Raw genomic sequence first — 26,704 nt, forward strand, 5'->3', positions numbered from 1 at the left:
ACGAATAGCGGAAAGACCTTTACAACTCCCATATGGAACTACAGCAGTAGCATTTTTAGCAAAAATAGCACAAGCAGAAGAAGCTGCAGAAACGATATATAGCTTTAACTACACACTTACTATGTAGACTTCTCCTAGGAACTTCATTTTAGTTTCCGAAGAAACTAAAATGAAGTATAATTATATATGTACAATAGATATCATTAATCTATTTACAATTTTTCACATTAGCTCTTAAACAATTAAATAAATGGAGGGCATGATATGGACAATTATTATGATGTAGCGGTAGTTGGTGGTGGTCCAGTTGGACTTATGGCAGCATGTGAATTAGCTATCCAAGGCGTAAAAGTTGTTGTTTTAGAGAGAAGATTAGACCGGGTACGAAATTCTAGAGCACTCACACTACACCCTCGTTCCTTAGAATTGATGGCTATGAGAGGTATTGCAGATAGATTTTTAGCTAGAGGACAGAAATTAAATACAAGTCATTTTGCTGCCTTAGATACAAGATTAAACTTTAAAAATTTAAATACTGATTTTCCGTATACACTTTTTATTCCCCAATCTATTACAGAAGAAATATTAGAAGAACATGCATTAGAATTAGGCGTAGTCATTAAACGCGGGCATACTCTGAAAGACTTAAAACAATATGAAACATTCGTACAACTAGAAATAGAACAAAGAGAAACAATATATAAAATAGAAGTTCCATATGTAATAGGAGCTGATGGAGCAAGAAGTATAGTTCGTGAATTATCAAATATACCGTTTAATGGAACAAACACAACAACTACCGCTATATTAGGTGATGTTATTTTAGAAGGTATACCAGATAATCCATTTTTATCTACTTCTAATATAAATGGGATATTAATGATGGTACCTATTACACCTGATGTATTTCGTTTTGCAATTATTGACCCTAAGAATCAGACAATACCTGTTCATGTTGCTGTTACAGAAAAAGAGTTTATAGATAGTATTTATAGTATTACAGGTAAACATCTTCAAATTAAGAGCACAATATGGCTTTCTCGTTTTGGCAATGCAACCAAACTAGCAAATACTTATCAACATAAGCGTGTATTCTTAGCTGGGGATGCAGCACATATTCATTTCCCTGCTGGAGGACAAGGTTTGAATGTAGGTCTACAAGATGCTTTTAATATAGGATGGAAATTAGGACTCGCAATAAAACAAAAAAAATATGAAAGCCTATTAGAAAGTTATCATATTGAAAGACATGCTGTGGGAAAACAATTTTTCAAGGAAGTACAAGCGCAAGAACAATTAATGATAAACTTTTCAAACGCAGGAATGGAATTGAGGGATTTATTTTCGTACCTACTTACATACCCCGAGATAAATCAAGATTTATCTGAAAGAGTAAGTGGCTTAGGGATAATGTATTCGTCGATGCACGATATAGAAAGGCATCCATTGATAGGAAAAAGATGTACAAACCTCACTATTTCTTCTCTAAATAAGAAAAGTTATAAACTCTTTGAATTAATGCAGGATGGTAAATTTATTTTATTAATACACCCTACTTATATAGATAAGATAAATAAAATAAATATTGATTCACACATAAAGGTGATAATAGGAGAAATACAAGATTCCAAGTTAAAAAATATAGATACCGTTTTGATTCGACCGGATGGTCACATAGCCACCATTGAGTATACCAAGATAGATAACTGCGAATAGTCCGGAAAAATAATCATCCATTGTATTAGTGATACAAAATAAGTTCACTTTTATAAAACGAAAAGAATCCTATTTATTTAGGACTCTTTTCGTTTTGCCCATCTCACTATTTATAAAAACATATCTACAAGGGAAGAAACACTATATTTACAGTTAACTATAAAATCCCGTTCCAAAGGACTACCCAAAACTCCTCACCTATATACTCCCATGATCAAAAATATTTGTCTCTATTTCATATAAAGTATGAAAAGCATCCATAAAGATAAAGCACCAAGGATAGCAAGCACTATACGAGTAGATAGTACTCTTACTTCAAAATCGGTTTTCTTGGATGGTTCAGGATATGCAATTACATAAATCCCTTTTAATAGTGCGAGCCATGCAATAAGTGTAATGAGTCCCTGCCAATTAAGTGTCCAAACATTATGTAAGATAACAGTACCTAACCCGAGGAAAATTGATAGAAAGCCATACATAATTCCAAATCCTCTGTCTTCTACCACTAATTTTTTCAGTTCACGTAGTATAGATGGTCGTACAAAAAGTATTCCTGAGATGATAACCGTTATCCACCCCCAAAAAAATCCTAAAAAAAGGCTTACCTCCATTGTTACTCCACTCCTTTCAATTACATTTATATTTCAGTTATTTTCCCTTTAGTATTAGATCTATAGATAAAAAACTAAAAATGTAACTTTGGAGTAAAGTCGTACTCTTTATAAAATATTTCATGTGTACATAAATAATCCTTCACCTTACTAATTTTTAATAAAATAAGCTAATTAAGAAGTATAACAAATTAATAACCACCCTACATACAACTTATGTTAGTAAGAAAATCACATGCACTTATACATATTACTTTTGTATAAAATCTTAAAAATTGTAGTCAAAGAATTACTTTTGCATCCTCTTCTTAATGTCTAGACAATCAGTATTTAAACTAAACATGCTAATATTGATTTTGTGCGATTGTCCGTTACCTCATAATAAATTTCTAATCCTTTCCGAGTACCTGTAACCATTTTAGCAGCTTTTAGTTTAGATAAATGTTGACTAATTGTACTTTGAGGCATTTGTAAATCCCCATACATTGTTGTTACATTAGTAGGGCCTTTTGCAAGCATTATTTTTACTAAAGATAGACGAACGGGATGCGCCAATACCTTTAACACCTCAGCAATTTCTTGAAACATTTCTTTTTTTTCTCTCATCTTATTTCTCCCCTTTTATATACATATTTATGTTATCCATATATATAATTCGAAGGTATATGCGTTTTTATGTCCGTCATTTTAAAAAAATATAAAAAAACTTTAATCCGAAACTAAAGGAGAATCTTAACATAATGTCTCACCACTACTCTATATTCAACTTACTAAAATCAATAAAAAAAGAGCAGATAGTCTGCTCTCTTATGATGCCTCCTTATGTTCCGTGGAATGTTTAACACTCCCCATTCTCTTTAGTTTATTCCATCCTACCGCTACTCCTCGAAGCGATGAACATATAGATTTAATGACAACATAAGTCATAAATTGACGATAAATAAAGCGTTGTAAAATTAACCACACTAACGGTTTAGGGTTCTCTTCCTCTAATTTAAATGCAAACAGAGATGCGAGCAGATCTAATAAAAAGAATACAAAATAAAATCCTAAAACTTTTAGCGGATCGCTACCAAATAGCCCCATGATCATTAATATATCCGCTAAAGGAGCAATGAATTGCAGAACATATTGGAATAACCACATGTTAGGCAATGCAATAAACCCTAATGTTTTATGTTTTGAATTACACAAAGCTTTTCGATGTTTCCAAAGACATTGGAGCGTACCATATGACCAACGATACCGCTGTTTAATAAGACTTTTCACATCTTCAGGTGATTCCGTAAAAGCATACGCTTTTTCTTCATATACAATTCTATGCCCTTGACGTAAAAATGTAATAGTAAGATCCGTATCTTCTGCTAATGTATCTTCGCTTAAATATCCAGATTCAACTACATTCTTCTTGCGCCACGCCCCAATAGCCCCTGGAACAACTGTAATACAATTTAACTCATCAAAAGCTCTACGTTCTAAATTAAACCCTGTAATATACTCAACATGTTGCCAAGTAGTTAACAAATTTCGTCTATTCCCCACTTTAACATTACCTGAAACTGCTGCTACATTCTGATCTTCAAAGTGTCTAATCATTAGAGAAATGGCGTCTTGCGCAATAATAGTGTCCGCATCTAAAGTAACAATGATTTCTCCTCGCGATTGTTGAAACGCTAGGTTCATTGCCGATGATTTCCCGCCGTTTTCTTTCTGAATGAAACGAACTTTAGAGTGTTTATAAAATGTTTCTTTCATTACTTTTGACGTATCATCTGTCGATCCGTCATCCACAACAATAACTTCAAATTCTCTATAATTACTATCCAAAATTGAGCGAATCGTCTTAGCTATCACCTTTTCTTCATTATATGCCGCTATGACAACACTAACAAAAGGTTGATATGACGAATTAATATAGCGAGATAGCGTTTTTCTTTTCTGCTTCCATGCAAAATAAATTAAGAATAAGAATCGAAAAATCCCTAATCCAATAGCAACATAAAAAATAGTTGTTAATATATGTTTAAAGTATCCTGCCCCTGAAAAGACAGCTTTATTGTAAAGTAAATATTGCTTCCCCTCTGAAGAAACAGGAGGCATAATTTCCTCTCGTTCTTTATTCATTAAATCCGAGATTGTTACAAAACTATATCCATGCTTTCTTAGGTCTTTAATAATGATTGGGAGCGCCTCTACTGTATGGGTACGATTCCCTCCCGCATCATGAAGAAGAATAATATTTCCCTCTCCCTTATAAACGGGATTAAGAGCACGCTTTACTAATTCATTTGTTGATGGTGTTGCCCAGTCTTCGGGATCCACTTTTTCTGCTACCATTGTATAGTTCATATTTTGCGCCCGTAAAATAGGCACTATTTCATTTGAGGAATCCGGGTTAGCATCCGCTTCGTATGGTGGCCTAAACAAAACTGTAGAATGCCCAGTTATTTCCTGGATCAGACGTTGCGTCGTATTAAGTTCTACTTTTGTTCGTAGTAAAGACGTATCAGCTACGTTAGGATGCTTGAAAGTATGATTGCCAATTTCATGCCCTTCATCGTATATTCTTTTTACAATACTAGGATTTAGTTGTGCGTTTTCACCAAGGACAAAAAAAGCAGCTTTTATTTTATTCTCTTTTAATATATTTAAAATTTCTGGCGTATATTTCGGGTCTGGTCCATCATCAAATGTTAATACTACTTGTTTCCCTTTCGGTTTTCCATATCGTTGCACTTCGTATGCAGATGGTAAGGATTGATATACTTCATCTGTAAGATAACCATCTTTGCCTACTTTAAAATCTCTCAATCCATTTTTTCTTTCATTCTCAATCTGTAAAATTTCACCTTGTCCAGAATAATTTACTTCATCTAAACTATTGATTTTATGTAATACATTAGGATTTTTTTGTGCCTCAATAGGATTTTTTAAAACTTTCCATATTGTAGGATCTTCTGCTCCCAATCTCCATAACGCAACCCCCTTTGCATTGTTGTCCATTGCGATTTTCACTTGATTATAGAGAGTAACACCGTCTAAGAACCATGCAGTATGTTCTTTCTCTCCTGTTTTATATCTAAAATAAGGATTTCCACTCATGTTATCCCATTGAATTTTCATATTTGAATCATGAGCCATTGCCATAACTTCTGAGAAAGTTAAAGACTTCGCAGCTTCTTTACTATTCACTTCCCAATCATATCCATAGTTACCGAAAGCAACTATAAGCTTATTAGACGGAATATTCAGTTCTTTTAATGTATGTTGGAACCATTTATTTGAAGCAATTGGTCCTGGTTCCCCGGCTCCATAGTGCTCATCGTACATCATTACAATCATTCGATCTATTATTTTTGCTAACGCACTATAATCAAAAGCCTTATCATTAGCTGGAACATCTTGTGTAACGAGCAAATCATGTTCATGAAATTCCGTAGTAAGTTCTTTCATAAAATTTGTTAAGTTTTCTCTATCACTTTCAGGTACGGCCTCAAAGTCAATATTAATACCTGAAAACTGATTCTTTTTAACTTGGCTTACTAAATCATTAATAAATTTCGTCTTCACATCATTCGGCGAATTCAGTAACTTATGGATAAGCTCACTATCAGGGCCAGAAGCTTTTTCTGTATAGTTAGTAAGTAACGGCATAATTTTCACATGATTTTTTTTTGCTAGTTTTACAATCTCAGGTTTTATCTCACTTCTAATCGTTAAATCTTCTTTTAAATGATACCATTCTGGTACTAACGTGGTTAATGAATCGATATTTTCTTTTAAAGAAGCGGTACTATTTTCATCCCAGTTTACATAAAAACCATACACTTCTTTAGGTTGTTTACTATCGTTTGTCGAATTCACCAAATTTTTATTATCCTTCATTTCGGTATTTGGCTTGAATTCTTCGTTCTTTAACTGCTCCTCACTAAGTTTTTGATTAATTGGTACAAGTTTCGTATCTTGTTTTACAGTAGGATTCATGTTTGGAATTTCTGGTGTTGAAAAAATACTTTGAAAGAAAAAATAAAATACAACACCTACACTAACTATTGAAATACATAGAAACCAAATAAAGGCTATGTTTCTCCTTCCTTTCGGATCATAAAAAACAGGTTTTTCTTTATCTTTCTCTTGTTGAATGTTTTTCTCCATTATATTTTTCACATACTCCTTCTTAATAGAACTATAGAATAATAAAGTGCAACTTTAATCAGCCCTCACCAATTGGGCATTTACAAGCAGCCCAACCCCCACCTAAATTCTTTGCCCAAGCCAAATTTTGAGATGGGAGTTTTACTGCCCACAATAGCGAGAGAAATCCTTTTAGCTTTGAAATGAATCTCTCACTTCCATATTCTATTGATTCTTCTTTTCATTCCCTTGCTGGTGGCCTCTATTTTCTTGTTGAGACCCCCTACCATTGTTCCCTTGCTCGTTTCCATCATTTTCTTTCTGGGGTCCTCTTCCATTGTTTCCTTGCTGATTCCCATTATTTCCTTGTTGAGATCCTCTTCCGTTGTTCCCTTGCTGATTTCCATTATCCCCTTGTTGAGATCCTCTTCCGTTGTTCCCTTGCTGATTCCCATTATTTCCTTGTTGAGATCCTCTTCCGTTGTTACCTTGCTGATTCCCATTATTTCCTTGTTGAGATCCTCTTCCATTGTTCCCTTGTCGGTCCCCATTATTTCCCTGTTGAGATTCTCTACTGTTATTCTCCTGTTGATTCCCTCTATTTTCTTGCTGGGATCCTCTTCCATTGTTTTCTTTTATTTGCTTCGATGGCTGTTCTTCTGTTTTCTTTTGTTCTTTATGCTCTGGCTTCTCATATTTTTTTTCTTGTACGGGAGACAAATCCGGTGATGCATCAGGAGATGACTCCGGCTGCAATTGTATCTCTTCTTCGTTTTCCACCGGATTAGACGGCGTGGCAGGAGGCGTAAGCGATTTGTTCTTCTCACTCTCTTGCTTTATATAGACACCTGTGCCAATTCCAGCTTTTCTAGCATTCTCTCGTACTTGCATTGTGCTACTTTGATATTCAACTGTAATATGTTTTAGCTCATATTCTTTCTTTAATTCTTTCATCGCCTTTTCCAACTGTGGTTCTAATGCCTTGTCCTTTGCAACAGCTGTTAGCATAACTTGCTTATCATTCGTTAAATACTTATCCTCTTGACTTTGCTTTATAATCCTACGTATTACTTCTTGCAATTGTTTATTTTCCCATTGCTTCAATTCTTTTAAAATACGCCTTCCATCATCATTACAAGCCTGCAAATCTATAACACGAAAATCCTTTGTTACGCTCACCTCTAAACTTGGATTTATATCAACTGAGACGTAAGCAAATACTTTTTCTTCTGGTTGGTTGTAGAAAAACAGCACTGCAAATAGAAAACAAGCAACAAGTATTGATGCAGGTTTTAAAAAGGAAGGGATCGAAAAATGCGATGCTTTTTGTTCTTGCTCATCAAATAAGATTTCCTCCCCGATTATGCAAGAATCCCCTTTTCTTTTACACGTAATAAACTCTCCATTTGGTGTTAAAACAACTACGCTATGCTTTTTTATATCCATCACAATTCCTTTATTCATCATGCTTTTCCCCTCTTATGTAATCCAGAATATATGTATAGTTGTTTGCAAAAATAATACACATTGCAATAATGTATTTTCTATGTCGTTCCAACGTTTTACGACTTACCCTAACACGTGGTTCTATATGTTTAAGCGGTAACTTTTTCTTTCGGAACAGCTCTTCCATCATTTCCTCTTCTTTTATAATAATTTTTACAATTTCTATTAAGTGCTCACGTGTATCACGATGCTTAGGAGATTCTTTAGCAAGCTCTGAGAATGTGATTTTAAACTCAGCTAGCACACTTTGAAAATGAAGAATTTCCTCCTTACGGTTACTATTTTCCATCTCTTTCATATACTCCGTAAGCGATACTTGCATTTCTAACATTTCCTCTTGCTCATCTTCTTTTAAAAAGACAAAGTTATGTTTAGACTCCTTACGTATATAGTCAATTACATCTCTTTTTATAAGAAGATCAGCAAACGCTAAAAAGGATTTTCCTTTTGTATATGAATACTGTTCAATTGCTTCGTTAAACGCAAACAATCCAATGCTATATTCATCATCCTGTTCTGTAATATATCGGCGGCAGACAGATGAGATTGATTTTCTAATAAAAGGCTGATACTGTACGATAAACGCTTCTTTGTCTTCTTCGTTGTTTTGTATGTTACATACGATATCTTCTATTTTCGGTTTTCTTAAGATCTTCATTACTAAACTCAACACTTGTAATCTCCCAGCCTCCTTCAAATAGCAAAATGGCCACTACACAAGTGACCATTTAACCAGATTTTCTTGGTACTTTTCTTCGGTCTTGTCTTCTTGCTGTTAGTTATATTTTTCGATTCTAACTTTTCCTAACGTTTTCTTAATGATTTTCCTTTTCTCTCGGCACAAAAGTTAAGTTTTAATTTTTATCTACTTTCTTATTTTCTACCGTTCGTTTTGCTTATTCTTTTTCTATTTTATCTGCAATCCTTGAATAACTCTTCTCTATATCATTGGTAATTTCATCCTTTTATTTCGGATGCCCACTTAATCTAGTAAATTTATTAATGCTTCTATATTCTTTCATAGTCATTTTTCTTCTATTTATTTTCTTCACTATACATATTCGGAGGAATACATAGTTTTATGGGGGTCAAAAAATATTTTTTTAAAAAATACATATTTATTTCAAAAATAAAAACCATCAATTTGAAAAAGGATAATCAAATTGATGGTTTTCTTATAATATCTATTAAATTGGATTCTCATTTTGTACATTTTATCATGATTGAGGAGAGAAAAGATTAATATAAACCGATGCAGCTAAGTCATATTATCGAATCGAATGTAGTGTAATCACATATTTCTCATTCTCTTAAGTAAGGACTAAAAATAACCTATCCATAGAGCTACTAAAACCACTACGAATAAAGCAAAGCAACATGTAATATTTCGAATCCACTTTTGTATATCATCAAAATACTTTTCTATAAATGCAGTGTAAATAGAAAGCATAAGAAGTAGCACAATGAAAGTAAAGGATCCCAATTTATCGTTAAATCTTTCATTAGTAAATGTACTTACATGAAGGAATAGAAAAACAAACGTTACTATGAATAGCTCAAATAGCCTTTTTTATTCTCCCCACCACCACCTTACAGTAATTCCCTTTTATTCCATTTTATCAGAACATACTGTGTAGCAGTATATGAATATTATATTCATTTCAAAAAGGCCAACAATACAAGATCATTAGCCTCTACTTTCCATATTCGCACCTTTTATCACTTTACTTCCTAACAACCGGAATCCACATTTCACCAAATACTAGGCCATTTCTCTGTCCCATCTCAACCGTTGTATTCGGTCCACCAACATAGGCAAAATCCTTTGCTTCTGGTAAAGCTTGACCGAAGGCGATGCCAGTAAGCTTATTACTTAGCTCTTTAGCCGTTTTGTCTTCCCCTTTCACTACTAAGTATTCTCCCCTCGGAAACTGAATCACTCTAGATTCTTCTTCTATTTGTGCTTCTGTCATGACACCCGCATAATACATCATTTTGTTATTCACCGCTTCGCTCACGGAAAAAATGTATTCATTTGTAGCTAAAGCTTTTAAAGTGTCCAGCCTTCCATCTTCTTTAACAGCCGACCAAAAGTCTTCCTTTTCTTTATTTATCCCAGCAAAGTCTGTATAGTCACTCTTAATTTCAGTTCCAATACCTAACACAATAAAGCTATCTTTTTCTTCAATCGTATAATTTTTCATATTCAAAACCTTCCTTCTTTTAAAATGATTCAAATGATTTATCTTTTCATCTGATACGTTTATAATACCTTTAAACCATGTCAAAAAATGATACTGTTTAGGAGACCAAAATGAAAAAAGTTGAACGGATTAATACAATTATGCGGTATATCAACAACCGCTCCCACTTTACAATATCTGAAATTATACAAGAATTTAACATATCACGGTCGACAGCTATTAGAGACATTAGAGAAATTGAAGCTATGGGAATGCCACTTGTCGCTGAAGTTGGGAGGACCGGGGGATATTTTGTTATGCACAACTCTATCCTGCCCGTTGTTCGCTTTACTGATAATGAAGTGAAAGCTCTTTTTATTGCCTTTATGGCTACGAGGAATCAACAACTTCCCTACCTAAAGAGTCGTCAATCTTTAGCCGAAAAACTACTAGGACTCATCTCAGAAACCCAGCAAGATGATCTCGTTCTTTTAAATCAACTCTTGCTTTTCCAAGGGACTAATCCTTATAATCCCGATCTACTTGAGCTTTCTGATCTCCCCCATCCTATGTTAGAAAAACTCATTCAAATCCTTCTTTTAGATAACCATTTATTGATTACTATCAAAGAAGATGAAGAAATCAAGTCTTATCCAATTTATCTATTGCACCTTTATCAAGAAAAAAGCCATTGGATCATTGAAGGGTTTGACTTAAAAGAAGAAAAGAAGATGATGTTTCCTGTCGATGATCTCATTAATATCGAACCATACACGACGAACAAAAGGCTAAATAAGAAAAAGATTTTAGAAAAACTAAGTAAGAAGGACGAAGCAATTAACCTTGTATTTGAACTTGGTCCGACAGCAATTGCCCAGTTCAAAAAATACCATCCTTTAAAAATTTCAATATCTTATACTAATCCTTACCAATCCACAGCCATTTTAAAAACTTTTATCAATGTTAACAATCCCGATGAAGTGATGGAAATAATAAATTGGCTGCTTTTTCTAGGGAAGGATATTAAAATCAAAGAAATACCCGATGAAGTATTAGCAGATTTACAAAAACGAGTGTGCTTATACATTCCATAAGCAGTGAGCCTCAAATATTAAGCTTTATCACTGGATAATTATCCTATTTTTAAATACCATTTCATTTACTACAATGAGAGCATGATAAATAATAAAAGCACGGAAAATCTCCCGTGCTTTTCTAAATATATATTATTCCTGAAGGTTTCGTTTATCTCGTTTCTTACCCTAACTGACGTTTAAATGCTTTACTGGCGAAAAAGTAAGAGATGACCATTATACCTACGCACCAAGCGAGTGCAATCCAAATATCGTTACCCACAGTTCCTTCATATAAAAGAGCACGAATCGCATTCACGATTGAAGTTACAGGCTGATTCTCTGCAAACGCACGAACAATTTTTGGCATCGTTTCGGTAGGCACAAAGGCCGAACTAATAAATGGAAGAAAAACTAGCGGGTACGAGTAAGCAGTCGCCCCTTCCATAGACTTCGCTTTCAATCCTGGAATGATAGCTAGCCATGTTAGCGCCAGCGTAAACATCCCAAGTATTCCAGCTACCGCGAGCCACTCTAGAATATTAGCACTGGAACGGAAACCCATTAATAATGCAACAAGAATAACCACCACGATAGTAAGTACATTAGCAACAAAAGAGGTTAAAACGTGAGCCCACAATATCGATGAGCGCTTAATAGGCATCGTAATGAAACGTGCCATCAGCCCACTCTTTACATCCGTAAATAGTCGCACGGAAGTGTAAGCTACACCGGATGCGATAGCCATTAGCAAAATTCCCGGCAATAAATAATTAACGTAGTTATCCGTTCCTGTCTTTATAGCCCCGCCAAATACGTAAACAAATAATAGCATCATCATAATCGGTGTAATTGCTACCGTAATAATTGTATCCGGACTACGCATAATATTGCGCATTAAGCGCCCTAGTAATACCCCTGTTTTGCTTTTCATTTACATCTCCTCCTTTTTACCGATAATCGCAAGGAAAATTTCTTCCAACGTCGGCTGCTTCTCGATATACTCTACTTTTGCTGGCGGGAACATCTCCTTCAGTTCAGTAAGAGTACCTGTCGTAATAATTTTTCCGCCATGCAAAATAGCGATACGGTCCGCCAGTTGTTCCGCTTCCTCCAAGTACTGAGTAGTGAGCAAGATCGTTGTGCCGCTGCCGGCAAGTTCCTTGACGGTATCCCACACTTCGATCCGCGCTTCCGGATCAAGTCCAGTCGTTGGTTCGTCAAGAAAAATAACTGCTGGCGCCCCAATCAAACTCATCGCGATATCAAGTCGGCGCTTCATCCCGCCTGAATACTGGTCTGCCCTCTGGTTGGCCGCATCAGTCAGGCTAAATCTTGCAAGTAGATTATCAGCAACTTGTGCGGGATTGGAAACACCACGTAACTTAGCGATCATTATCAAGTTTTCCCTTCCAGTAAGCATGCCGTCTAAAGCTGCGAACTGTCCTGTCAAACTGATGCTTTGACGAACATGATCTGGTTGTCGCTGGACGTCAAAACCGCAAATACTCACTTCACCATCATCTTGTTTCATTAACGTCGAAAGGATATTGACCGTTGTCGTCTTTCCCGCTCCATTTGAGCCTAGCAGCGCAAAAATTTCGCCACGCTGCACCTCAAAATCCACTCCCTCTAAGACTTCTTTATCTTTAAAAGATTTTTTTAACCCTTTTATAGAAATTGCTGCATTGCTCATACTTTTTCCCCCTTATAAAATTAGATTACATACACCCTCTATTTAGTATCACTGATAATCTGTATTACTTAGTACTAGTTTAAAAATATAACTGAATAGCGATGGCGGCAATTCACATTTGTAACCAGCTAATCAGTCGGTATTACTAATTGCATTTATTTTTTTCTCAATTTCTTCATAATACTTTCATTCAAATCTTCACGATACTTGGAGACATACGTTTTAGCGTTTGCCACTAGTTCGTCAGCAAAGGAAGCCACGTCATCCCCAGTAATGTCAAGCACTTGTCTTCCTTCCGCTGCACCCGCTTCGAACAAATCGATTAATTCATACTGTATGTGTAACATATCCATCCCGTTACCCGCTGAGAAATTCCACATGTAGTTTTGAATTTTCTTAAATACAAATTGGTAGTCCTCTGGCAGAGCCTCAACTCGTGCCATCATCATTTTGTACTCTTTTTTATCACCAATTAACTTTTTGAACATTTCTAACATCTTATTTTCCTCCTTTTTTATAAAACCGAACAAGAAATTCTCAAAATATCGGCCGGAACATTTTATCTTATGAACCTATTTTGACTTCAAGACGTTAATTTTTGACGATACAAAATCCCATTTTTTCCAAAACAATTCAAGCTCCTGGCGGCCTTCTTCATTTAATGAATAAAACTTACGCGGCGGTCCCATATCTGATGGTTTCTTTTCAATATTCACAAGCTTTTTCTTCTCTAATCGTACGAGGATGGTATACACCGTACCTTCCACAACTTCGGTAAACCCAAGATCATTCAGGTGGCGGGTAATCTCATAGCCATACGTTTCACGGCGACTAATGATTTCCAGTACACACCCTTCCAGTGAACCTTTCAGCATTTCAGTTAAATTTTCCATGTCCTGATCCTCCTTTACCCCCTATTCTATCTGACTTATATTTAGTATCACAGAGTACTAAGGCGAATTTTTTACTGAATAGTTTTTGAGTAAAACTACACTATTCAGTATTACTTATTACAACTACATTGTATGACTAAGTAGTTGTGGATGTCAACCTTATTTTCAAAAAAATTAAAAATCCGCTTTACCCTAACCGGATACAGTCTCCTTTTTTTGTTGTAAGGGCCATCAAACTAGTAAAACAGCGCTGATTCAAAGTGTAATTTAAATCAGCTCTGCTTTATTGTTTTCATACCGATATATCATGTTTTTTCACGATACAAATTGTTTCTCACTACCATTCCCATTGCATATAAAGCATAAAGGCAAGTGCGGTCAGAGAAAATTCCCAGAGATTATCCGTACATGATACGAGCTCCTAAAATACAATTCTGTTAGAAATTTGTTCTCTATATTCTCTTTTATTTTATTTCTGATAGTTGATTCACAACACTATCTAAAAATTTTTCTACCTTTTCTTTTGATGTATCCGGCGCATGATAACCAATCGTAAATGTAAGTCTTCCATTATAAGAGCTTACTCCCATTGAAAAGAATGGTGCATACATAATAGGCGATGCCATATACCCGTCCTCAGCTTGAATTTGACCAAACTGAATAGGTTCCTCAGCGATCACTCCCAAATTTGTCAGTAATGGCAACGCCATCCCCATCTGTACAGCCTCTTCATATTGCTGATTATACATTTCCTTCACTGTAGATAGCTTCATTTCTGCCAGTAGCTCCATTCCTGCTGCTGAAGAAAGACCTGGATTTTGAGACTTTATTTTATCCATTGATTGTTTAACTCGAACAAGAGTCTGCTTAAATGTTTCATCGTCTTCCATTTTAATCACTGGCATTTCCATACCGGATAAGTTGCAAATAGCACCAGTTGTATTATTAGGCAGATATCGACGTAAATCAATTGTCAAGCCAATCATTTTTTCTGCAGTGCGAGGTTCTGCATACACAGTGAAATGTGATAAAGCTCGGAAGTATGCAGTCATGATTACATCATTCAAGGTAGCCTGTTGTGCTTTTGTCCATTGGGTTAAACGTAGAGTTTGCTCATGGCTCAATCGCCGTACGGACATTTGGGGAAATTTATTTTTGTTAGGTTGAGATGGAAAAGACCATAACGATGCCTGTTGTTCTTGGTTAGGACGATACGCACTTTTTATGTCCGATATTCCAGCGTATTTGAATACATGTGATTGATCTCGACAACTCTCATTTCCCTCATCAAATTCCTTTATAATTTGCTTCTTAGACCGTCCCAATGAAAGGTGCGTATATATTGTTCCAAGCAATTTAATATATTCCTTGACTCCTGCACCATCTGAACATAGATGAGATAATTTCACAACTAACATATCTGTTGTAGTGCCCCGTAATAATTTCGTTTGAACCATAGGCCCCTGTATACGATCACCAGGTTCTTTAATAAAATCTATTGCCATTATTTCAAGTTCTTGATTATTTCCTTCTGCAAAAAAGCAAATAGATGAGTTAGTGTCAGATGAATGTTCCTCCCAGTAAGGAATATCATTTTCTACAAACCGGCTGTTCAAAACTGGTTGCAATTGCAACGTTATCCTTACTGATTCTTCAAGTATTTCCTTGGATATACCTACAGGAAAATAAAGAACTGCATTAATTTGTTGATCTGCAGAATAAAGACCTAATACATAATTCATTCGATCTTGTGGTGTTACTGAATACTTTCTTTTCTCCATAATTCCGTCCCCCTTTAGGACTTTTTGTATAACCCTATTTTCCATATGCTTGTAATTTTTCTAGTCATTTTTCTTCAAGAGCTAATAACGCTTATTTTTCGAATTTTTAACGAAATCATCTTCTCCGTATTGGTTTCATTCTTTTTGCAGGTGATATATCCATTATTTTATTGTTATTAACACTGCCTAACCTCCCAATTAAACCAAACAAAAATAAATTAAGTTTACATATACACAAACATTTTATTATAACGTCTATAAATTATCAATACAGCAAATAAATCATTTTTATGTCTGTCAATAAAAAACAATATATTTAAGGGCTACTTCATAATAAAAGATTGATGTGCATGTATATGTACCCATATCACTATCAAAATAAGAATGAGAATTTTTTCAACAAAAATAAGCTGCAGATATTGATTTTACAGTAAAAAAAGCCCCTCCATTTTGAAAATGAGTAGGGCTATTTCCAATTTGAATTTTATAAAAGAATGATTATCATAAATAATATTTTACTTTTTAGTCTACCTTATTATTTTTAATCCATTTTCCTAATAAATGAATGGATTTTATTCATATAATTTGAGGTGGTATCGTTGGTTTTTAAAAATAGAAAGCTTATTTTCAAATCAAATGAAAAAGAGGTGAAATTATAGATATTCATGTAAAAATTTCGTTTTGGGGATACTTAAAATCTTAAGGTGATGGGCATGTGGTGTTACACTTTAAAAGCTTTATAAAATTATAAAATTTATAGATATAGCAAATTTTCTTTATTAATAATCATTTGTATGTATGTACGTTTACTCACACACATACAAATGATTTATAAAGCCACAATTAAGTGAAAACATCTTTTCCGTTACGATAACATCATAGCCATATCTTCTGCTGCATTTGTAATTAGTTTTAAACCAAATGTTTCTTGTAATACATCAAGCACGCCAGCTGAAATAAATTCAGGAGCCTTTGGACCGATGCGAATATCTTGAATCCCAAGACTAAATAGCCCTAGTAAAATGGCAACCGCTTTTTGTTCAAACCATGATAGGACAATACTTACTGGCAATTCATTCACTTCACATTGAAAAGCATCAGCTAAAGCAGCCGCTATTTTCACTGTAGAAATTGAATTATTGCACTGTCCTAAATCAATGTAACGCGGAATTTCCGTACCAGGTACAACACCGTAATCCACATCATTAAAGCGGAATTTCCCGCAAGAAGTTGTTAAAATAACCGTTTCTGGCGGAAGTGACGTTGCTAATTCACGATAATATTCTCCGCCTTTTCCCGGTGCATCACAACCGGCGATAACAAAGAAACGCTTTATTTTCCCTTTTTTTACTGCGTCAATAATTTCTGGAGCTAATGATAATACTGTATTATGATGAAACCCTGTCACTAACTGTTCATCCGACTCCATATGTACTTCTGGAAGTTCTAGCGTTTTTTGAATTAACGTTGTAAAATCATCATTTTCAATTTTTTGTACACCTTCTAAACCTGCAATGTCATATGAAAAGAATCGATCAGAGTACGAGCCTTTAATTGGCATAACACAGTTCGTTGTAGCTAATATGGCACCAGTAAATTTTTCAAAAAGGCGTCTTTGATCATACCATGCCTTACCGATGTTTCCTTTTAAATGTTTATATTTTTTCAGCTGCGGGTATCCGTGTGCTGGTAGCATTTCAGAATGCGTATAAATATTAATGTCTTTTCCTTCTGTTTGCTTTAATAGTTCTTCTAATGCAAATAAATTATGGCCCGTAACTACAATTGCTTTACCTTCTACACGATTTTGTGTAATTTGTACAGGTTCTGGCACACCAAAATGATTCGTATGTGCCTCATCCAATAACTCCATCACCCGTAAAGCTGATTTCCCAACTTTCATAGCCATATCAATATGCTCTTGTTCGTTAAAATTAGAATTTGTTAATGTCATATATAAAGCTTCTTGTGTTGTAGCATCTACAAATGCATCCGTATACCCTAGCTGAGCAGCATGTGTGCGATAAGCTGCAATTCCTTTTAGCCCAAACACAATCGTATCTTGTAAACTCGCAATCGTTTCATTCTTACCACAAACACCCATCACTTTACATCCGCCTGTTGGCGTTTGTTCACATTGATAACAAAACATATCATCCCACCCTCTCCCAATCATTTATTACACCTTAAGCATAATACCCATTGAAAAAAAGTGATGTGATATCAATCACAATAATATATAAAGATTTGTGACAGTTCATATTGTTGACATAATATTTTTATTGACACTAAAAAATGTACATTAGTGTGCACACATCTTTCGATACTTTTAAATAGCTAAATAATTAATTTGGAGAAATATATACAACGAAAATTTTTTGAACCCTTATACAAATAGTTGCAATTCATCACATATGAAAATAGACATACAAAAACGCCATCCTTTTCTATCATTCAATAGAAAGAATAGCGTACTTTTTATTTTAAGGAACTATCATTTTTTATTAAAGCCTTTATTGTAAAGCTTTTTATTTACAATACATTTACACTATCTTAACATTACTTACATTATTTATATGATATATTTATATAGAAACTACTTAAGAAATTTCATATACATTTTATCTTTATGATCTCTTATCTAATCAATAAAAAGATCATGTTATATTTTTATAACAGGGGTGAATTAGAATTACTGAAACTTTAAAAACACTTATAATGCTTGATGCTACTTACGTTGTTATAGCAATTATGACAGTTCTAGTATTTGTATACTTGGAATTAAAATCTCAGTAATACATGCTGGCGTAATCGACAGATTCAGCATTTAAATATAGTTAGAAGAAAGAGAGGAGAAAATTATTTCTCCTCTCTTTTGTATTTCTACAATTTCTTATTTTAATAAATCCAGTGTATGTAAAAGTAATCCTCTGTCTCCTACTTCTCCATGACCAGGTACTACCGAATCTATATTTCCATATCGCTTCAGCACATTCTCAATCGATGTAGACCATTCATTTACGTATGCATCTGCAACATTTCCTAAATCTTTTGCTTCCGCAGATTTCACTAAACAGCCTCCAGCTAAAATTTTATATTGTGGCAACCAAACAACAATATTATCTTTTGTACGTCCTTTCCCTGGATGGAACGTTTCTACTTTTGTATTGCCAAACTTCAAACTCGTAATTGTTTGTAAATCTCCAAGCGGCTCTTCATATCCATTTTTCTTTGCTAATTCTGCAGTTAATGCTGTACTATGCGCTTTAATACCTCTTTCTTTCAACGTTTTTATTCCGCCAATTCGATCAGCGTGCGCATGTGTAATAATGAAATCCGTTACGCGCTTCTGAAATTTCTTTTCTACCATTTCTATTAGTTCCTTCGTTAATTTGTCATCCCAATCTGAAACTCCACAATATTCATACTTAATCTCCCCTCATTACAAATACTCCATTTTTCTATTACATTTAAAATCAAAATTGTATTTTGTTAAATTATAACATTCAGACTATATTTTATTTATAGCCCATTAACGGAGGTGTTTGCAATGACTCTCTTCGCTTCACCATCATTATTCATAGTAGCAATCATTTCATTTGCACTAGCTTATTTCATCGGAGTAAAACAATACACTTGCCTCTTATCAGGATTCAACGAACGCCGCGTGCTTGATAAAGTGACACTATCAAAAATAGTAGGTCTTTATAATTTAATTGCTGGTGTCATTGCGACAATCGGTAGTGTCTTCACTACTCCTAATGCCAAAATCTTATTTCCTATCATTATAATTGGACACGTTATAATCGCGGCTTATGTAAATACACGCATGGTGCAGTGAAAAAGATCACCCAAATGGGTGATCTTTTTTATAATTTATCAACATATTGCTTCGCTTCTAGTAAGGAAAAACCAAAAGCTTCTCTTACTCTCTTAACTGCTGTAATTTTTTTGCCTTCTTCTACAAGCTGGCGTAGTTCTTTATTAATTTCAGGTTCTCTTTCTACAATTCCCAATTCTTTCGTAATTAATTGTAATCTATCTTCAATTCTCTTTAAACGCGCATCATTTTTCTTTTCAATTGTAGTTAATTTTTCAGCGATATAAATGAATCCAAAGGCTACTATCGGTATAACCATCCAGAATTCCATGAATGTTCCCCCTTACTAACTTTCATTTGTTTTATTTCACTGACTTATCAGCTTTAGTCATTGAAATCATTCATTCCTTACAAGGAAAGGGCAAACTAAAACTTTCTCAAAAATTAGTACTAGACATGATTTCTCCTCAAGGTTGCTCAAAATGGACTGGATTAGGTGTTTTTCTAGATGATTCTAATGAAGAATTACAGATTTATTCACTCGGATGGGGCGTCGGATTTCAATGTATGATGGTTTGTTATCCATACTGCGGGAATGGCGCTGTTATTATGACCAATTCCGATTTAGGTGTTCATCAAATGGAAGGGATCATTGGTGAGGTTGTAAAAACGTTATCCTTATAATGAAAATAAAGAAGCTGTTCCTTCCAGCTTCTTTATCTATATAACATTTTTCGCAACAATTTTTATATGTTCTGGTGCGATAATCTCCGTTATACTTTCCTGGAAATCTTCATGTAACATTTCTTCCAAATGTTCTAACTGCACTTCAACATGAGTGCATTCTAAATTATGTATATTTAATAGTGCATAATGATCTTTTTTCTTAATTACTAAATATTGATTTTCCTCTGTCACAAGTACAGAACCTAATCGGACTCCTAGTAAGCGTTGATCATCAAACTTCATAATTACTTCTCCTTCCCTTATATAAACGAAACTACAATGAAAATAATTACATTTATGGAAAAACACACTTATTTAGACTATATCATAATTTACTAAAATATAAATATCATTTTTCCTTTTAATAAAGTGAAACTTTAATCAGTGGAGGCCTTACTGTCCGTTAATGTGGGATGAAAATCCCTATTTTTTCATATATTTCGATACAAAAAACTTTCTCAACATGAAATTTGAATTTTCAGTTTTTAATTCTGTGAAAATCTATTATAATAAAGTTAATAAATGTTTGACCTCTCCTAATTCATGTACATATGGATGATCAGTAGTTATTGCTACTGATCTATTTTTTTGATTTCAGAAAGCAAATATACTGCATCCTTTCCTACACCACAAATAAGCGCAGAGCCTCTTTGAGATTGCCACGGCAATCCGATATAATACAATCCTCTTACTGGACTAACTCCCTTTATATGATTAGGAAACCCTTTCTCATTCACTGCCTGTTCAATTTCAATCCAATTATAATTTTGAACAAAACCAGTTGACCATATAACGCTTTCTGCACTATAAATATCACCATTCTGAAACATAATGTTATTTCCTGATGCACTTACTACTTTTTCTTGTAGTTTGATTGCTCCATTACGAATAAGTTTCTTACCTTCAAAACCGAAAATAGGGTCCTTTCTCTTCTGAAACCATCTTCCCCTCTTTGTATTTATTTCAGCGTACAATAAACCCACTTTTTCTAGCAGATTAAAAATACTTTTTCCAAAAAGTTGTAACGGTAAAAACGTTAAGGGATGACTAATAGACACCGTAACTTCATGCGTTTTTGCAAGTTCTACTGCGATTTGCATTCCTGAATTTCCGCCACCTACTACAAGTACCTTCCCCTGTGGAATTTGCGATGATGATCTATATTGTGATGAATTTATTTGAAAAATATGTGGTGAAAGATTTTCTGAAACTGAGGGAATAAATGGTTGCTGAAAACCACCTGATGCAATAATAACTTTTTTCGTTTGTAAAATTTCTGTAGGAGTATGTAATTCAAATATTTCTTTTTCTTTCTTTATTTTTAGAACTTCCGTTTGTAATTGTACCGGTAATTGAAAATGTCTTGCATATTCTTCTAAATAAGTTGCAATTTCATCTTTATGTGGAAATTCATTCCTTGCTCCTTTTAATATCCTACCTGGTAAACTACTATATTCACTCGGTGTAAAGAGCCGCAAAGAATCATATCTATTTCTCCATGAATCACCAATTCGGTTTCCTGCCTCGAGTAATAAAAAATTATATCCTGCCTGCTTCAAGTAGTATCCTATTGTCAATCCCGCTTGACCAGCTCCAACAATGATTGCATCTAACATCTTTTCCCTCCTCCTTACAACAAATGAATACATGCTCATTTGTTCATGTATTTTATCATACGATTTATTTTTCAATAATTCAATCTGTTTAACAACATGAAAAAGAGCAGTTCACTACTTTATGAACTACTCTTCATTACATTTACCACGTAACTACACTACTTAACCCATGAATATTTGTATATGAATCCTTTCTACTCCGACAATTTTTCCTCATAAAATATAATTCTATTTAAAAACGGATCAATCACAGTTAATTCAATTGTACCCCAAGGTGTTTTTTCTATATTCGGCTTCGAATAAGCATATTCTTTACTTAATAATACAGAATGATAATCCTTTACATCATCTATTTTGATCCGAATCGTACCACCTGGTGAGGCATCACCATGATGTTCTGATAAATGTATCACAGTATCATCTAACGAAATTTGTATATATAATGGCATATTTTCCTCATACCGATGTTCCCAATCCAGTTTAAATCCTAAAAAACCTATGTAAAATAGTTTTGCTTTTTCAATATCAAAAATTCTAAATATAGGTGTAATCATTTATAACTTCATCTCCTATTTATAAACATCCGCAGCCAATTCCCTCAAAACATCCACATTCACTACTTCAAAGCAACCATTGTTTTTCTTTATAATCTCTTTATCACAAAAAATATTTAATGTACGTAATAGGTGCCGATAACTCGTTCCTAACAATTCAGCTGTTTCCGTTAAATTCCCACTAAACACAATTCGATTTCCGTGCTGCACCGCTCGTTCCCCTGCTGCTAACATGTAACTTGCAAGTCTATTTTCAAGTGGATATAGTAAATTAATTGTACTATTTTTTGAAAGTCGATTTAACTTATGTGCTAACGATCCACAAATACATCTTAAAAATTTCGCATCATGAAATAGCTGATTTCTCACTTTTCCTAAAGGTAAAGCAACACAATATGAATCTGCCATTACTTGTACGTTTGAAGCAGTCTTTTGAGAATGAATTAACTCAACATCTCCTAACAGCTGCAAACTATCATAGAAACATAGCAATACAGATTTCCCGTTACTTAATGTATTAAACGCTTTCGCTTTTCCTTCAACGAAGAAAAATAAATACTCTATTTCTTCATTTTCTCTACAAATAAACTCATTCTTTTTAAAAAATATAAGTTCCATATATGGCTTCATATCATGACTAAAAAATGAATCAATATTATTTTTCTTCATATACTCTGCTAGTTTAATAGAATTACATACTTTCTTCATAGTCCCCCACCTTTACAACTCATCCCCATTGTAATTAAAATTTTCTTCTTCCACTATGACATATGTCATAACAATACACAATTTCAGCATGATACAGTCATTACAAATATGAAATATAAAGGGGATATTACATTGTATAACTTTCTTTCTGTCTTTATTGGTGTGCTCATCGCCGTTATGCTCCCATTGAATGGAATTTTATCCGAGTTAATTGGGAAGTATACAGCAAGCGTTGTCATTCACCTCGTCGGTTTAATTGCAGTTATCTTCATTTTAATCTTAAACAAACATAAAATTCATTTCGATAAAGGTATTCCGATTTTTTTATATAGCGCTGGAGCGATTGGAGTATTCACTGTTCTTTTTAATAATATAAGTTTCTCCGTCCTCGGTGCCTCTATTACGATCGCATTAAGTTTACTCGGTCAATCTATTGCTTCCATCGTTATTGATCATTTCGGCTTATTAGGAATGAAAGTTGCAAAGTTTGAAAAGAAAAAACTAGTTGGATTAGCATTCATCTCTTCTGGGATTATTATCATGACAATTTATTAATGGGGGCAAAAATATGTTATATATTACGATCGCTATTTTAGCTGGTGTTTCTATCGTCGTTGCTAGAATTATTAACGCGAATTTAGCAAAGGAAATTGGAAACTGGGAAGGCACGTTTTTCAATTATATTACTGGATTATTTTTCTCTATGTTATTTTTAATTTTCAGTTCAGATTCATTGTATATCCCTATTCATACGTTGCAATCTATTCCTATCGCCGTGTACTTAGGCGGATTAGTAGGCGTTATCGTTATTTCATTATCCAACTATATTACTCCTAAAATATCAGCCTTTTATTTAACATTACTCATCTTTATCGGACAATTATTTGCGGGGACTATTATTGATTTCTTCCTGACAAATGAACTCTCTATCGGTAAAGTTATCGGTGGCATTTTCGTATTAATTGGGCTCACTTACAATTTACTCATAGATCGCCCGATAAAAACTGTGAAGCATAACCAAGTTCAACTATAATACTTTACGCTTACCTATCATATATTAATAGAAAAGCTCTTCACACAAAGTAATAGAGAGGAGAAAATCCTATTAAAAAAATTATTTTATTGTTAGGTAGCGTATTAATTATTTCTGGAATTGTATGGTTTGTAAACTCGGGAAAATCTATTCAAGATCTGTATACTGCAAATAAGCCGAAAAAGAAAGCTACTATTATTTCAAGCTCCCGAGATCCAAATGAGCCTCCTGTTTTTTTAGGAAAACAGGAAATAAAAGATATACATGTCGAATCAATTAAAACAAAAAAGGATATCTTTCTCACAAAAACAGATGAGTTAAAAACGTTTATTAACAGTATGAATACCGCAAAAAAAGGCAAATTAACATTGGATGAGGAAGGATCAGATTTAATAGATTGTGATATGTGGATTACTTTCGAAGATGGAACTTATAAAAAATATTTCATATGGGTAGTTGATCATCACAACAGCGAAGTGATGATTGCTCAGCAAGATACTCCTGATGATGTAAACCTTACGTACTATCAGTTAAACGAAGATAGTTCAAAAAAAGTTTATAATTTATTTAAAAAAATTATTTAAACGAAAAAGTCATGAGCACGCGAGCTCATGACTTTTTGCACTATATATACTCCGGGAACACTTTACATCCCTTTTCCTGCTCTATATCATGACCAAAGAAAATAATTGGTTTCTCTTTCGCCACAACTTCTTTTAAACGTTTAATTGAAGATAAAGCTAATTCTGAATCAAATCCTGCAAACGGCACTTCATCTTCAAAATTCTCTTTCGTATAAGATGCATCAATCGTTAATAATATCGGACCGGATTTTTCTGTCTCAATTAACAGTGACTGATGCCCTGGCGAATGTCCTGGTGTATACAATAACCGAACACCAGGTACCACTTCATAATCCCCTTCAATAATTTTGTAGTTCAAATGCGGCAATATACACTCTTTCAAATATTCTTCTCTATATTGCGCCGCCTCATATTCAGCACGCTGTATAATGATTGGCGTATTCGAAAAAGCACCATTTCCTCCCGCATGATCAAAATGCAAATGTGAACTAATAATATATAGGAGATCATCTGGCTCATACCCTGCACGCTTTAAAATAGTTATGATTCTATCTTCTTCAGTCATTTTCGGTAAAATCTGTCCTTCAACAAATGTACCGTTAAAAAGACCTTCATTATTAACCGCAATTTCTGGCATACCTGTATCTACTAAAATAGGCCCTTCTTCCGTCTCCAAAAGATAACACCATACAGGTAAGTTCAATAAATTTCCCGGTGTGAGCGTACTATTAACAGAAGAATGGTCTAACATACAACGACCTGCTGGGATGAAATAAAGCTTTTTTACTGTCATTATGTATCCACCTTTACATTTAATTTAAGATAAAGTAACACAATAAAAAATTCTGCTTTTTAGAAATAAACTCCTTCCACACTTTCATACCAGCATAAATAAAAAAGAGTGTACTTTTTTACATAATGGCATTTCACCATCTATAATAAAAGAGTAAATGACTCTTACTTTAATGGAGGGAATAGAAATGAAAGCAATTGGTTTACATGAATACTTACCTATTGAAGAAGAAAACAGTTTAATTAATATTGAAGTTGAAAGACCTGTTGCTACAGGAAGAGATATACTCGTTAAAATTAACGCAATTTCCGTTAATCCAGTTGATACAAAAGTTCGCTCTCCGAAAGATAAAAAAGAAGATATAGCAAAAATACTCGGCTGGGATGCGAGTGGTATTGTCGTACAAACGGGCGAAGGTTGTACGTTATTTAAAGAAGGCGACGAAGTGTTTTACGCTGGAAGCATTACGAGACAAGGTACATATAGTGAATATCATTTAGTTGATGAAAGAATCGTTGGTAAGAAACCAAAAACGTTAAATGATGCTGAATCTGCCGCAATTCCTTTAACAGCGATTACAGCTTGGGAAGGTTTATTTGAACGTTTAGGCATTGATCATACTAAAAAAGATACGAACTCATTTAAAAACATTTTAATTATCGGCGGAGCTGGTGGTGTCGGTTCAATTGCAATTCAACTGGCGAAATGGGCTGGACTAAATGTAATTGCAACTGCTTCCCGCGGCGAAACGATAGACTGGGTTAAAAAGCTTGGAGCTGACCATACAATTGACCATCATGCCCCTTTAAAAGGGCAATTACAAAGCCTTGGATTCAGCGATGTAGATTATATTTTCTGCTTAAACAATACAGATCAACATTGGCAAGCAATATGTGACCTTATTAAACCACAAGGCAAAATTTGCTCTATCGTAGAAAATGAACACCCTCTTGAAATGGGTATTTTAAAAAGTAAAAGTGCTACACTCGTTTGGGAGTTTATGTTTACAAAAGCAATGTATGAAACTGGCGATATGATTACGCAGCACGAACTATTAAATAAAGTAAGCGAACTACTAGATGAAGGCATTTTAAAGACTACCTTAAATGAAACATTAACACCGATTAACGCTGAAAACTTAAAGAAGGCACATGCACTACTTGAAAGTGGACGTACCATCGGGAAAATCGTATTAGAGAAATTTTAATCATGATAGTGACAGATAGTATGTGAAATTATATTAACGATTTTTCGAACATATCTATCATAACGTACAA

26 protein-coding genes and 2 pseudogenes are annotated in these 26,704 nt (G+C 34.2%); 8 read left to right on the plus strand and 20 right to left on the minus strand.

The window, feature by feature from the left end; all coding sequences use genetic code 11:
• The first annotated feature begins 264 nt into the window (after positions 1-264).
• The gene (locus tag CN409_RS02650; protein ID WP_000371167.1) at positions 265-1,716 is read left to right on the plus strand and encodes an FAD-dependent oxidoreductase; all 1,452 of its coding nucleotides are present in this window, start codon (positions 265-267) and stop codon (positions 1,714-1,716) included.
• Between the two features lie 230 nt (positions 1,717-1,946).
• Here CN409_RS02650 and CN409_RS02655 read toward each other — a convergent pair whose 3' ends face one another.
• The 7 genes from CN409_RS02655 to CN409_RS02685 form a co-directional block, all read right to left on the minus strand.
• Positions 1,947-2,327: a hypothetical protein gene (locus tag CN409_RS02655; RefSeq protein ID WP_000453955.1), complete on the minus strand. Its 381-nt coding sequence runs from the start codon at positions 2,325-2,327 to the stop codon at positions 1,947-1,949.
• 330 nt (positions 2,328-2,657) lie between these two features.
• The gene (locus CN409_RS02660) at positions 2,658-2,933 is read right to left on the minus strand and encodes an ArsR/SmtB family transcription factor (protein ID WP_001208312.1); all 276 of its coding nucleotides are present in this window, start codon (positions 2,931-2,933) and stop codon (positions 2,658-2,660) included.
• Positions 2,934-3,134: 201 nt separating this feature from the next.
• Positions 3,135-6,482, minus strand: a complete 3,348-nt coding sequence (locus tag CN409_RS02665; RefSeq protein ID WP_000414294.1) for a trifunctional glycoside hydrolase family 18/polysaccharide deacetylase/glycosyltransferase family 2 protein — start codon at positions 6,480-6,482, stop codon at positions 3,135-3,137.
• A gap of 204 nt (positions 6,483-6,686) precedes the next feature.
• Positions 6,687-7,928 (minus strand): anti-sigma-I factor RsgI family protein, encoded by a 1,242-nt coding sequence (locus CN409_RS02670; RefSeq protein ID WP_097981027.1) that lies wholly within the window; start codon positions 7,926-7,928, stop codon positions 6,687-6,689.
• Positions 7,918-8,640: an RNA polymerase sigma factor SigI gene (gene sigI / locus CN409_RS02675; RefSeq protein WP_002082432.1), complete on the minus strand. Its 723-nt coding sequence runs from the start codon at positions 8,638-8,640 to the stop codon at positions 7,918-7,920. Before sigI ends, CN409_RS02670 begins: the two co-directional genes overlap by 11 nt.
• 648 nt (positions 8,641-9,288) lie before the next feature.
• A complete protein-coding gene (locus CN409_RS02680; protein ID WP_082180115.1) occupies positions 9,289-9,516 on the minus strand; it encodes a DUF3963 domain-containing protein in 228 nt (75 codons plus the stop codon).
• Positions 9,517-9,691: 175 nt separating this feature from the next.
• Positions 9,692-10,171: a GyrI-like domain-containing protein gene (locus tag CN409_RS02685; protein ID WP_000801030.1), complete on the minus strand. Its 480-nt coding sequence runs from the start codon at positions 10,169-10,171 to the stop codon at positions 9,692-9,694.
• 110 nt (positions 10,172-10,281) lie between these two features.
• Here CN409_RS02685 and CN409_RS02690 point away from each other — a divergent pair, with 110 nt between their 5' ends.
• Positions 10,282-11,244, plus strand: a complete 963-nt coding sequence (locus CN409_RS02690; RefSeq protein WP_000755023.1) for a helix-turn-helix transcriptional regulator — start codon at positions 10,282-10,284, stop codon at positions 11,242-11,244.
• A gap of 163 nt (positions 11,245-11,407) precedes the next feature.
• On the opposite strand, the gene CN409_RS02695 is transcribed toward CN409_RS02690, so the two are convergent.
• The 7 genes and pseudogenes from CN409_RS02695 to bla form a co-directional block, all read right to left on the minus strand.
• Complete coding sequence (locus CN409_RS02695; RefSeq protein ID WP_000837798.1) at positions 11,408-12,157, minus strand: ABC transporter permease; 750 nt, start codon at positions 12,155-12,157, stop codon at positions 11,408-11,410.
• Complete coding sequence (locus CN409_RS02700) at positions 12,158-12,919, minus strand: ABC transporter ATP-binding protein (protein ID WP_000063306.1); 762 nt, start codon at positions 12,917-12,919, stop codon at positions 12,158-12,160. It lies immediately after the preceding gene.
• 155 nt (positions 12,920-13,074) lie between these two features.
• The gene (locus tag CN409_RS02705; RefSeq protein ID WP_000891986.1) at positions 13,075-13,416 is read right to left on the minus strand and encodes a DUF1048 domain-containing protein; all 342 of its coding nucleotides are present in this window, start codon (positions 13,414-13,416) and stop codon (positions 13,075-13,077) included.
• Between the two features lie 75 nt (positions 13,417-13,491).
• On the minus strand, positions 13,492-13,812 hold the full coding sequence (locus CN409_RS02710) for a PadR family transcriptional regulator (protein WP_000429488.1): 321 nt from the start codon (positions 13,810-13,812) through the stop codon (positions 13,492-13,494).
• A 464-nt stretch (positions 13,813-14,276) separates the two neighbouring features.
• The gene (locus CN409_RS02715) at positions 14,277-15,593 is read right to left on the minus strand and encodes a condensation domain-containing protein (protein ID WP_000415486.1); all 1,317 of its coding nucleotides are present in this window, start codon (positions 15,591-15,593) and stop codon (positions 14,277-14,279) included.
• Positions 15,594-16,458: 865 nt separating this feature from the next.
• Positions 16,459-17,745 (minus strand): hydroxylamine reductase, encoded by a 1,287-nt coding sequence (gene hcp, locus CN409_RS02720; RefSeq protein ID WP_002082429.1) that lies wholly within the window; start codon positions 17,743-17,745, stop codon positions 16,459-16,461.
• 741 nt (positions 17,746-18,486) lie between these two features.
• Positions 18,487-19,002: pseudogene (gene bla, locus CN409_RS02730) on the minus strand (subclass B1 metallo-beta-lactamase); the annotation flags it as partial.
• Positions 19,003-19,143: 141 nt separating this feature from the next.
• Between bla and CN409_RS02735 the strand changes: the two are divergent.
• Positions 19,144-19,434 (plus strand): DUF3784 domain-containing protein, encoded by a 291-nt coding sequence (locus tag CN409_RS02735; protein WP_000171767.1) that lies wholly within the window; start codon positions 19,144-19,146, stop codon positions 19,432-19,434.
• 28 nt (positions 19,435-19,462) lie between these two features.
• Here CN409_RS02735 and CN409_RS02740 read toward each other — a convergent pair whose 3' ends face one another.
• Entirely contained in the window at positions 19,463-19,744 is a 282-nt protein-coding gene (locus CN409_RS02740; RefSeq protein ID WP_000397727.1) for a hypothetical protein, read from the minus strand.
• Positions 19,745-19,782: 38 nt separating this feature from the next.
• On the opposite strand from CN409_RS02740, the pseudogene CN409_RS02745 reads away from it, so the two are divergent.
• Positions 19,783-20,097 (plus strand): annotated as a pseudogene (locus tag CN409_RS02745) (serine hydrolase domain-containing protein); the annotation flags it as partial.
• A gap of 36 nt (positions 20,098-20,133) precedes the next feature.
• Here the strand turns inward: CN409_RS02745 and CN409_RS02750 are convergent.
• The 4 genes from CN409_RS02750 to yeiL form a co-directional block, all read right to left on the minus strand.
• Positions 20,134-20,382, minus strand: a complete 249-nt coding sequence (locus CN409_RS02750; RefSeq protein WP_000666947.1) for a hypothetical protein — start codon at positions 20,380-20,382, stop codon at positions 20,134-20,136.
• A gap of 329 nt (positions 20,383-20,711) precedes the next feature.
• Positions 20,712-21,755 carry a flavin-containing monooxygenase gene (locus CN409_RS02755; RefSeq protein WP_097981028.1) on the minus strand — a complete coding sequence of 348 codons (1,044 nt, stop codon included), beginning with the start codon at positions 21,753-21,755 and terminating at the stop codon, positions 20,712-20,714.
• A gap of 194 nt (positions 21,756-21,949) precedes the next feature.
• Complete coding sequence (locus CN409_RS02760; RefSeq protein WP_000632390.1) at positions 21,950-22,309, minus strand: glyoxalase superfamily protein; 360 nt, start codon at positions 22,307-22,309, stop codon at positions 21,950-21,952.
• Between the two features lie 15 nt (positions 22,310-22,324).
• Complete coding sequence (yeiL, locus tag CN409_RS02765; RefSeq protein ID WP_000754833.1) at positions 22,325-23,017, minus strand: transcriptional regulator YeiL; 693 nt, start codon at positions 23,015-23,017, stop codon at positions 22,325-22,327.
• Between the two features lie 108 nt (positions 23,018-23,125).
• Between yeiL and CN409_RS02770 the strand changes: the two genes are divergently transcribed.
• The 3 genes from CN409_RS02770 to CN409_RS02780 all read left to right on the plus strand — a co-directional run bounded on the left by CN409_RS02770 (position 23,126) and on the right by CN409_RS02780 (position 24,634).
• Positions 23,126-23,572, plus strand: coding sequence for a DMT family transporter (locus tag CN409_RS02770; RefSeq protein WP_002082423.1), 447 nt, complete (start codon positions 23,126-23,128; stop codon positions 23,570-23,572).
• A gap of 13 nt (positions 23,573-23,585) precedes the next feature.
• Positions 23,586-24,050 (plus strand): DMT family transporter, encoded by a 465-nt coding sequence (locus CN409_RS02775; RefSeq protein ID WP_000965812.1) that lies wholly within the window; start codon positions 23,586-23,588, stop codon positions 24,048-24,050.
• A gap of 89 nt (positions 24,051-24,139) precedes the next feature.
• Positions 24,140-24,634: a YhfM domain-containing protein gene (locus tag CN409_RS02780; protein ID WP_000901705.1), complete on the plus strand. Its 495-nt coding sequence runs from the start codon at positions 24,140-24,142 to the stop codon at positions 24,632-24,634.
• 40 nt (positions 24,635-24,674) lie between these two features.
• Here the strand turns inward: CN409_RS02780 and aiiA are convergent, their stop codons facing one another.
• Positions 24,675-25,427, minus strand: a complete 753-nt coding sequence (gene aiiA / locus CN409_RS02785; RefSeq protein WP_000216598.1) for a quorum-quenching N-acyl homoserine lactonase AiiA — start codon at positions 25,425-25,427, stop codon at positions 24,675-24,677.
• Positions 25,428-25,614: 187 nt separating this feature from the next.
• Here aiiA and CN409_RS02790 point away from each other — a divergent pair, with 187 nt between their 5' ends.
• Complete coding sequence (locus CN409_RS02790; protein ID WP_097981030.1) at positions 25,615-26,634, plus strand: zinc-binding alcohol dehydrogenase family protein; 1,020 nt, start codon at positions 25,615-25,617, stop codon at positions 26,632-26,634.
• Positions 26,635-26,704: the final 70 nt, after the last annotated feature.

Source organism: Bacillus sp. AFS012607 (assembly GCF_002558005.1).
In the GTDB taxonomy this organism is placed as follows: domain Bacteria; phylum Bacillota; class Bacilli; order Bacillales; family Bacillaceae_G; genus Bacillus_A; species Bacillus_A thuringiensis_S.

Coding starts and splice junctions, on each gene's coding strand:
- CN409_RS02650 (WP_000371167.1), top strand. CDS start 265: ATGGACAATTATTATGATGTAGCGGTAGTTGGTGGTGGTCCAGTTGGA.
- CN409_RS02655 (WP_000453955.1), bottom strand. CDS start 2,327: ATGGAGGTAAGCCTTTTTTTAGGATTTTTTTGGGGGTGGATAACGGTT.
- CN409_RS02660 (WP_001208312.1), bottom strand. CDS start 2,933: ATGAGAGAAAAAAAAGAAATGTTTCAAGAAATTGCTGAGGTGTTAAAG.
- CN409_RS02665 (WP_000414294.1), bottom strand. CDS start 6,482: ATGGAGAAAAACATTCAACAAGAGAAAGATAAAGAAAAACCTGTTTTT.
- CN409_RS02670 (WP_097981027.1), bottom strand. CDS start 7,928: ATGATGAATAAAGGAATTGTGATGGATATAAAAAAGCATAGCGTAGTT.
- CN409_RS02685 (WP_000801030.1), bottom strand. CDS start 10,171: ATGAAAAATTATACGATTGAAGAAAAAGATAGCTTTATTGTGTTAGGT.
- CN409_RS02690 (WP_000755023.1), top strand. CDS start 10,282: ATGAAAAAAGTTGAACGGATTAATACAATTATGCGGTATATCAACAAC.
- CN409_RS02695 (WP_000837798.1), bottom strand. CDS start 12,157: ATGAAAAGCAAAACAGGGGTATTACTAGGGCGCTTAATGCGCAATATT.
- CN409_RS02700 (WP_000063306.1), bottom strand. CDS start 12,919: ATGAGCAATGCAGCAATTTCTATAAAAGGGTTAAAAAAATCTTTTAAA.
- CN409_RS02705 (WP_000891986.1), bottom strand. CDS start 13,416: ATGTTAGAAATGTTCAAAAAGTTAATTGGTGATAAAAAAGAGTACAAA.
- CN409_RS02710 (WP_000429488.1), bottom strand. CDS start 13,812: ATGGAAAATTTAACTGAAATGCTGAAAGGTTCACTGGAAGGGTGTGTA.
- CN409_RS02715 (WP_000415486.1), bottom strand. CDS start 15,593: ATGGAGAAAAGAAAGTATTCAGTAACACCACAAGATCGAATGAATTAT.
- hcp (WP_002082429.1), bottom strand. CDS start 17,745: ATGTTTTGTTATCAATGTGAACAAACGCCAACAGGCGGATGTAAAGTG.
- CN409_RS02735 (WP_000171767.1), top strand. CDS start 19,144: ATGACTCTCTTCGCTTCACCATCATTATTCATAGTAGCAATCATTTCA.
- CN409_RS02740 (WP_000397727.1), bottom strand. CDS start 19,744: ATGGAATTCTGGATGGTTATACCGATAGTAGCCTTTGGATTCATTTAT.
- CN409_RS02750 (WP_000666947.1), bottom strand. CDS start 20,382: ATGAAGTTTGATGATCAACGCTTACTAGGAGTCCGATTAGGTTCTGTA.
- CN409_RS02755 (WP_097981028.1), bottom strand. CDS start 21,755: ATGTTAGATGCAATCATTGTTGGAGCTGGTCAAGCGGGATTGACAATA.
- CN409_RS02760 (WP_000632390.1), bottom strand. CDS start 22,309: ATGATTACACCTATATTTAGAATTTTTGATATTGAAAAAGCAAAACTA.
- yeiL (WP_000754833.1), bottom strand. CDS start 23,017: ATGAAGAAAGTATGTAATTCTATTAAACTAGCAGAGTATATGAAGAAA.
- CN409_RS02770 (WP_002082423.1), top strand. CDS start 23,126: ATGAAATATAAAGGGGATATTACATTGTATAACTTTCTTTCTGTCTTT.
- CN409_RS02775 (WP_000965812.1), top strand. CDS start 23,586: ATGTTATATATTACGATCGCTATTTTAGCTGGTGTTTCTATCGTCGTT.
- aiiA (WP_000216598.1), bottom strand. CDS start 25,427: ATGACAGTAAAAAAGCTTTATTTCATCCCAGCAGGTCGTTGTATGTTA.
- CN409_RS02790 (WP_097981030.1), top strand. CDS start 25,615: ATGAAAGCAATTGGTTTACATGAATACTTACCTATTGAAGAAGAAAAC.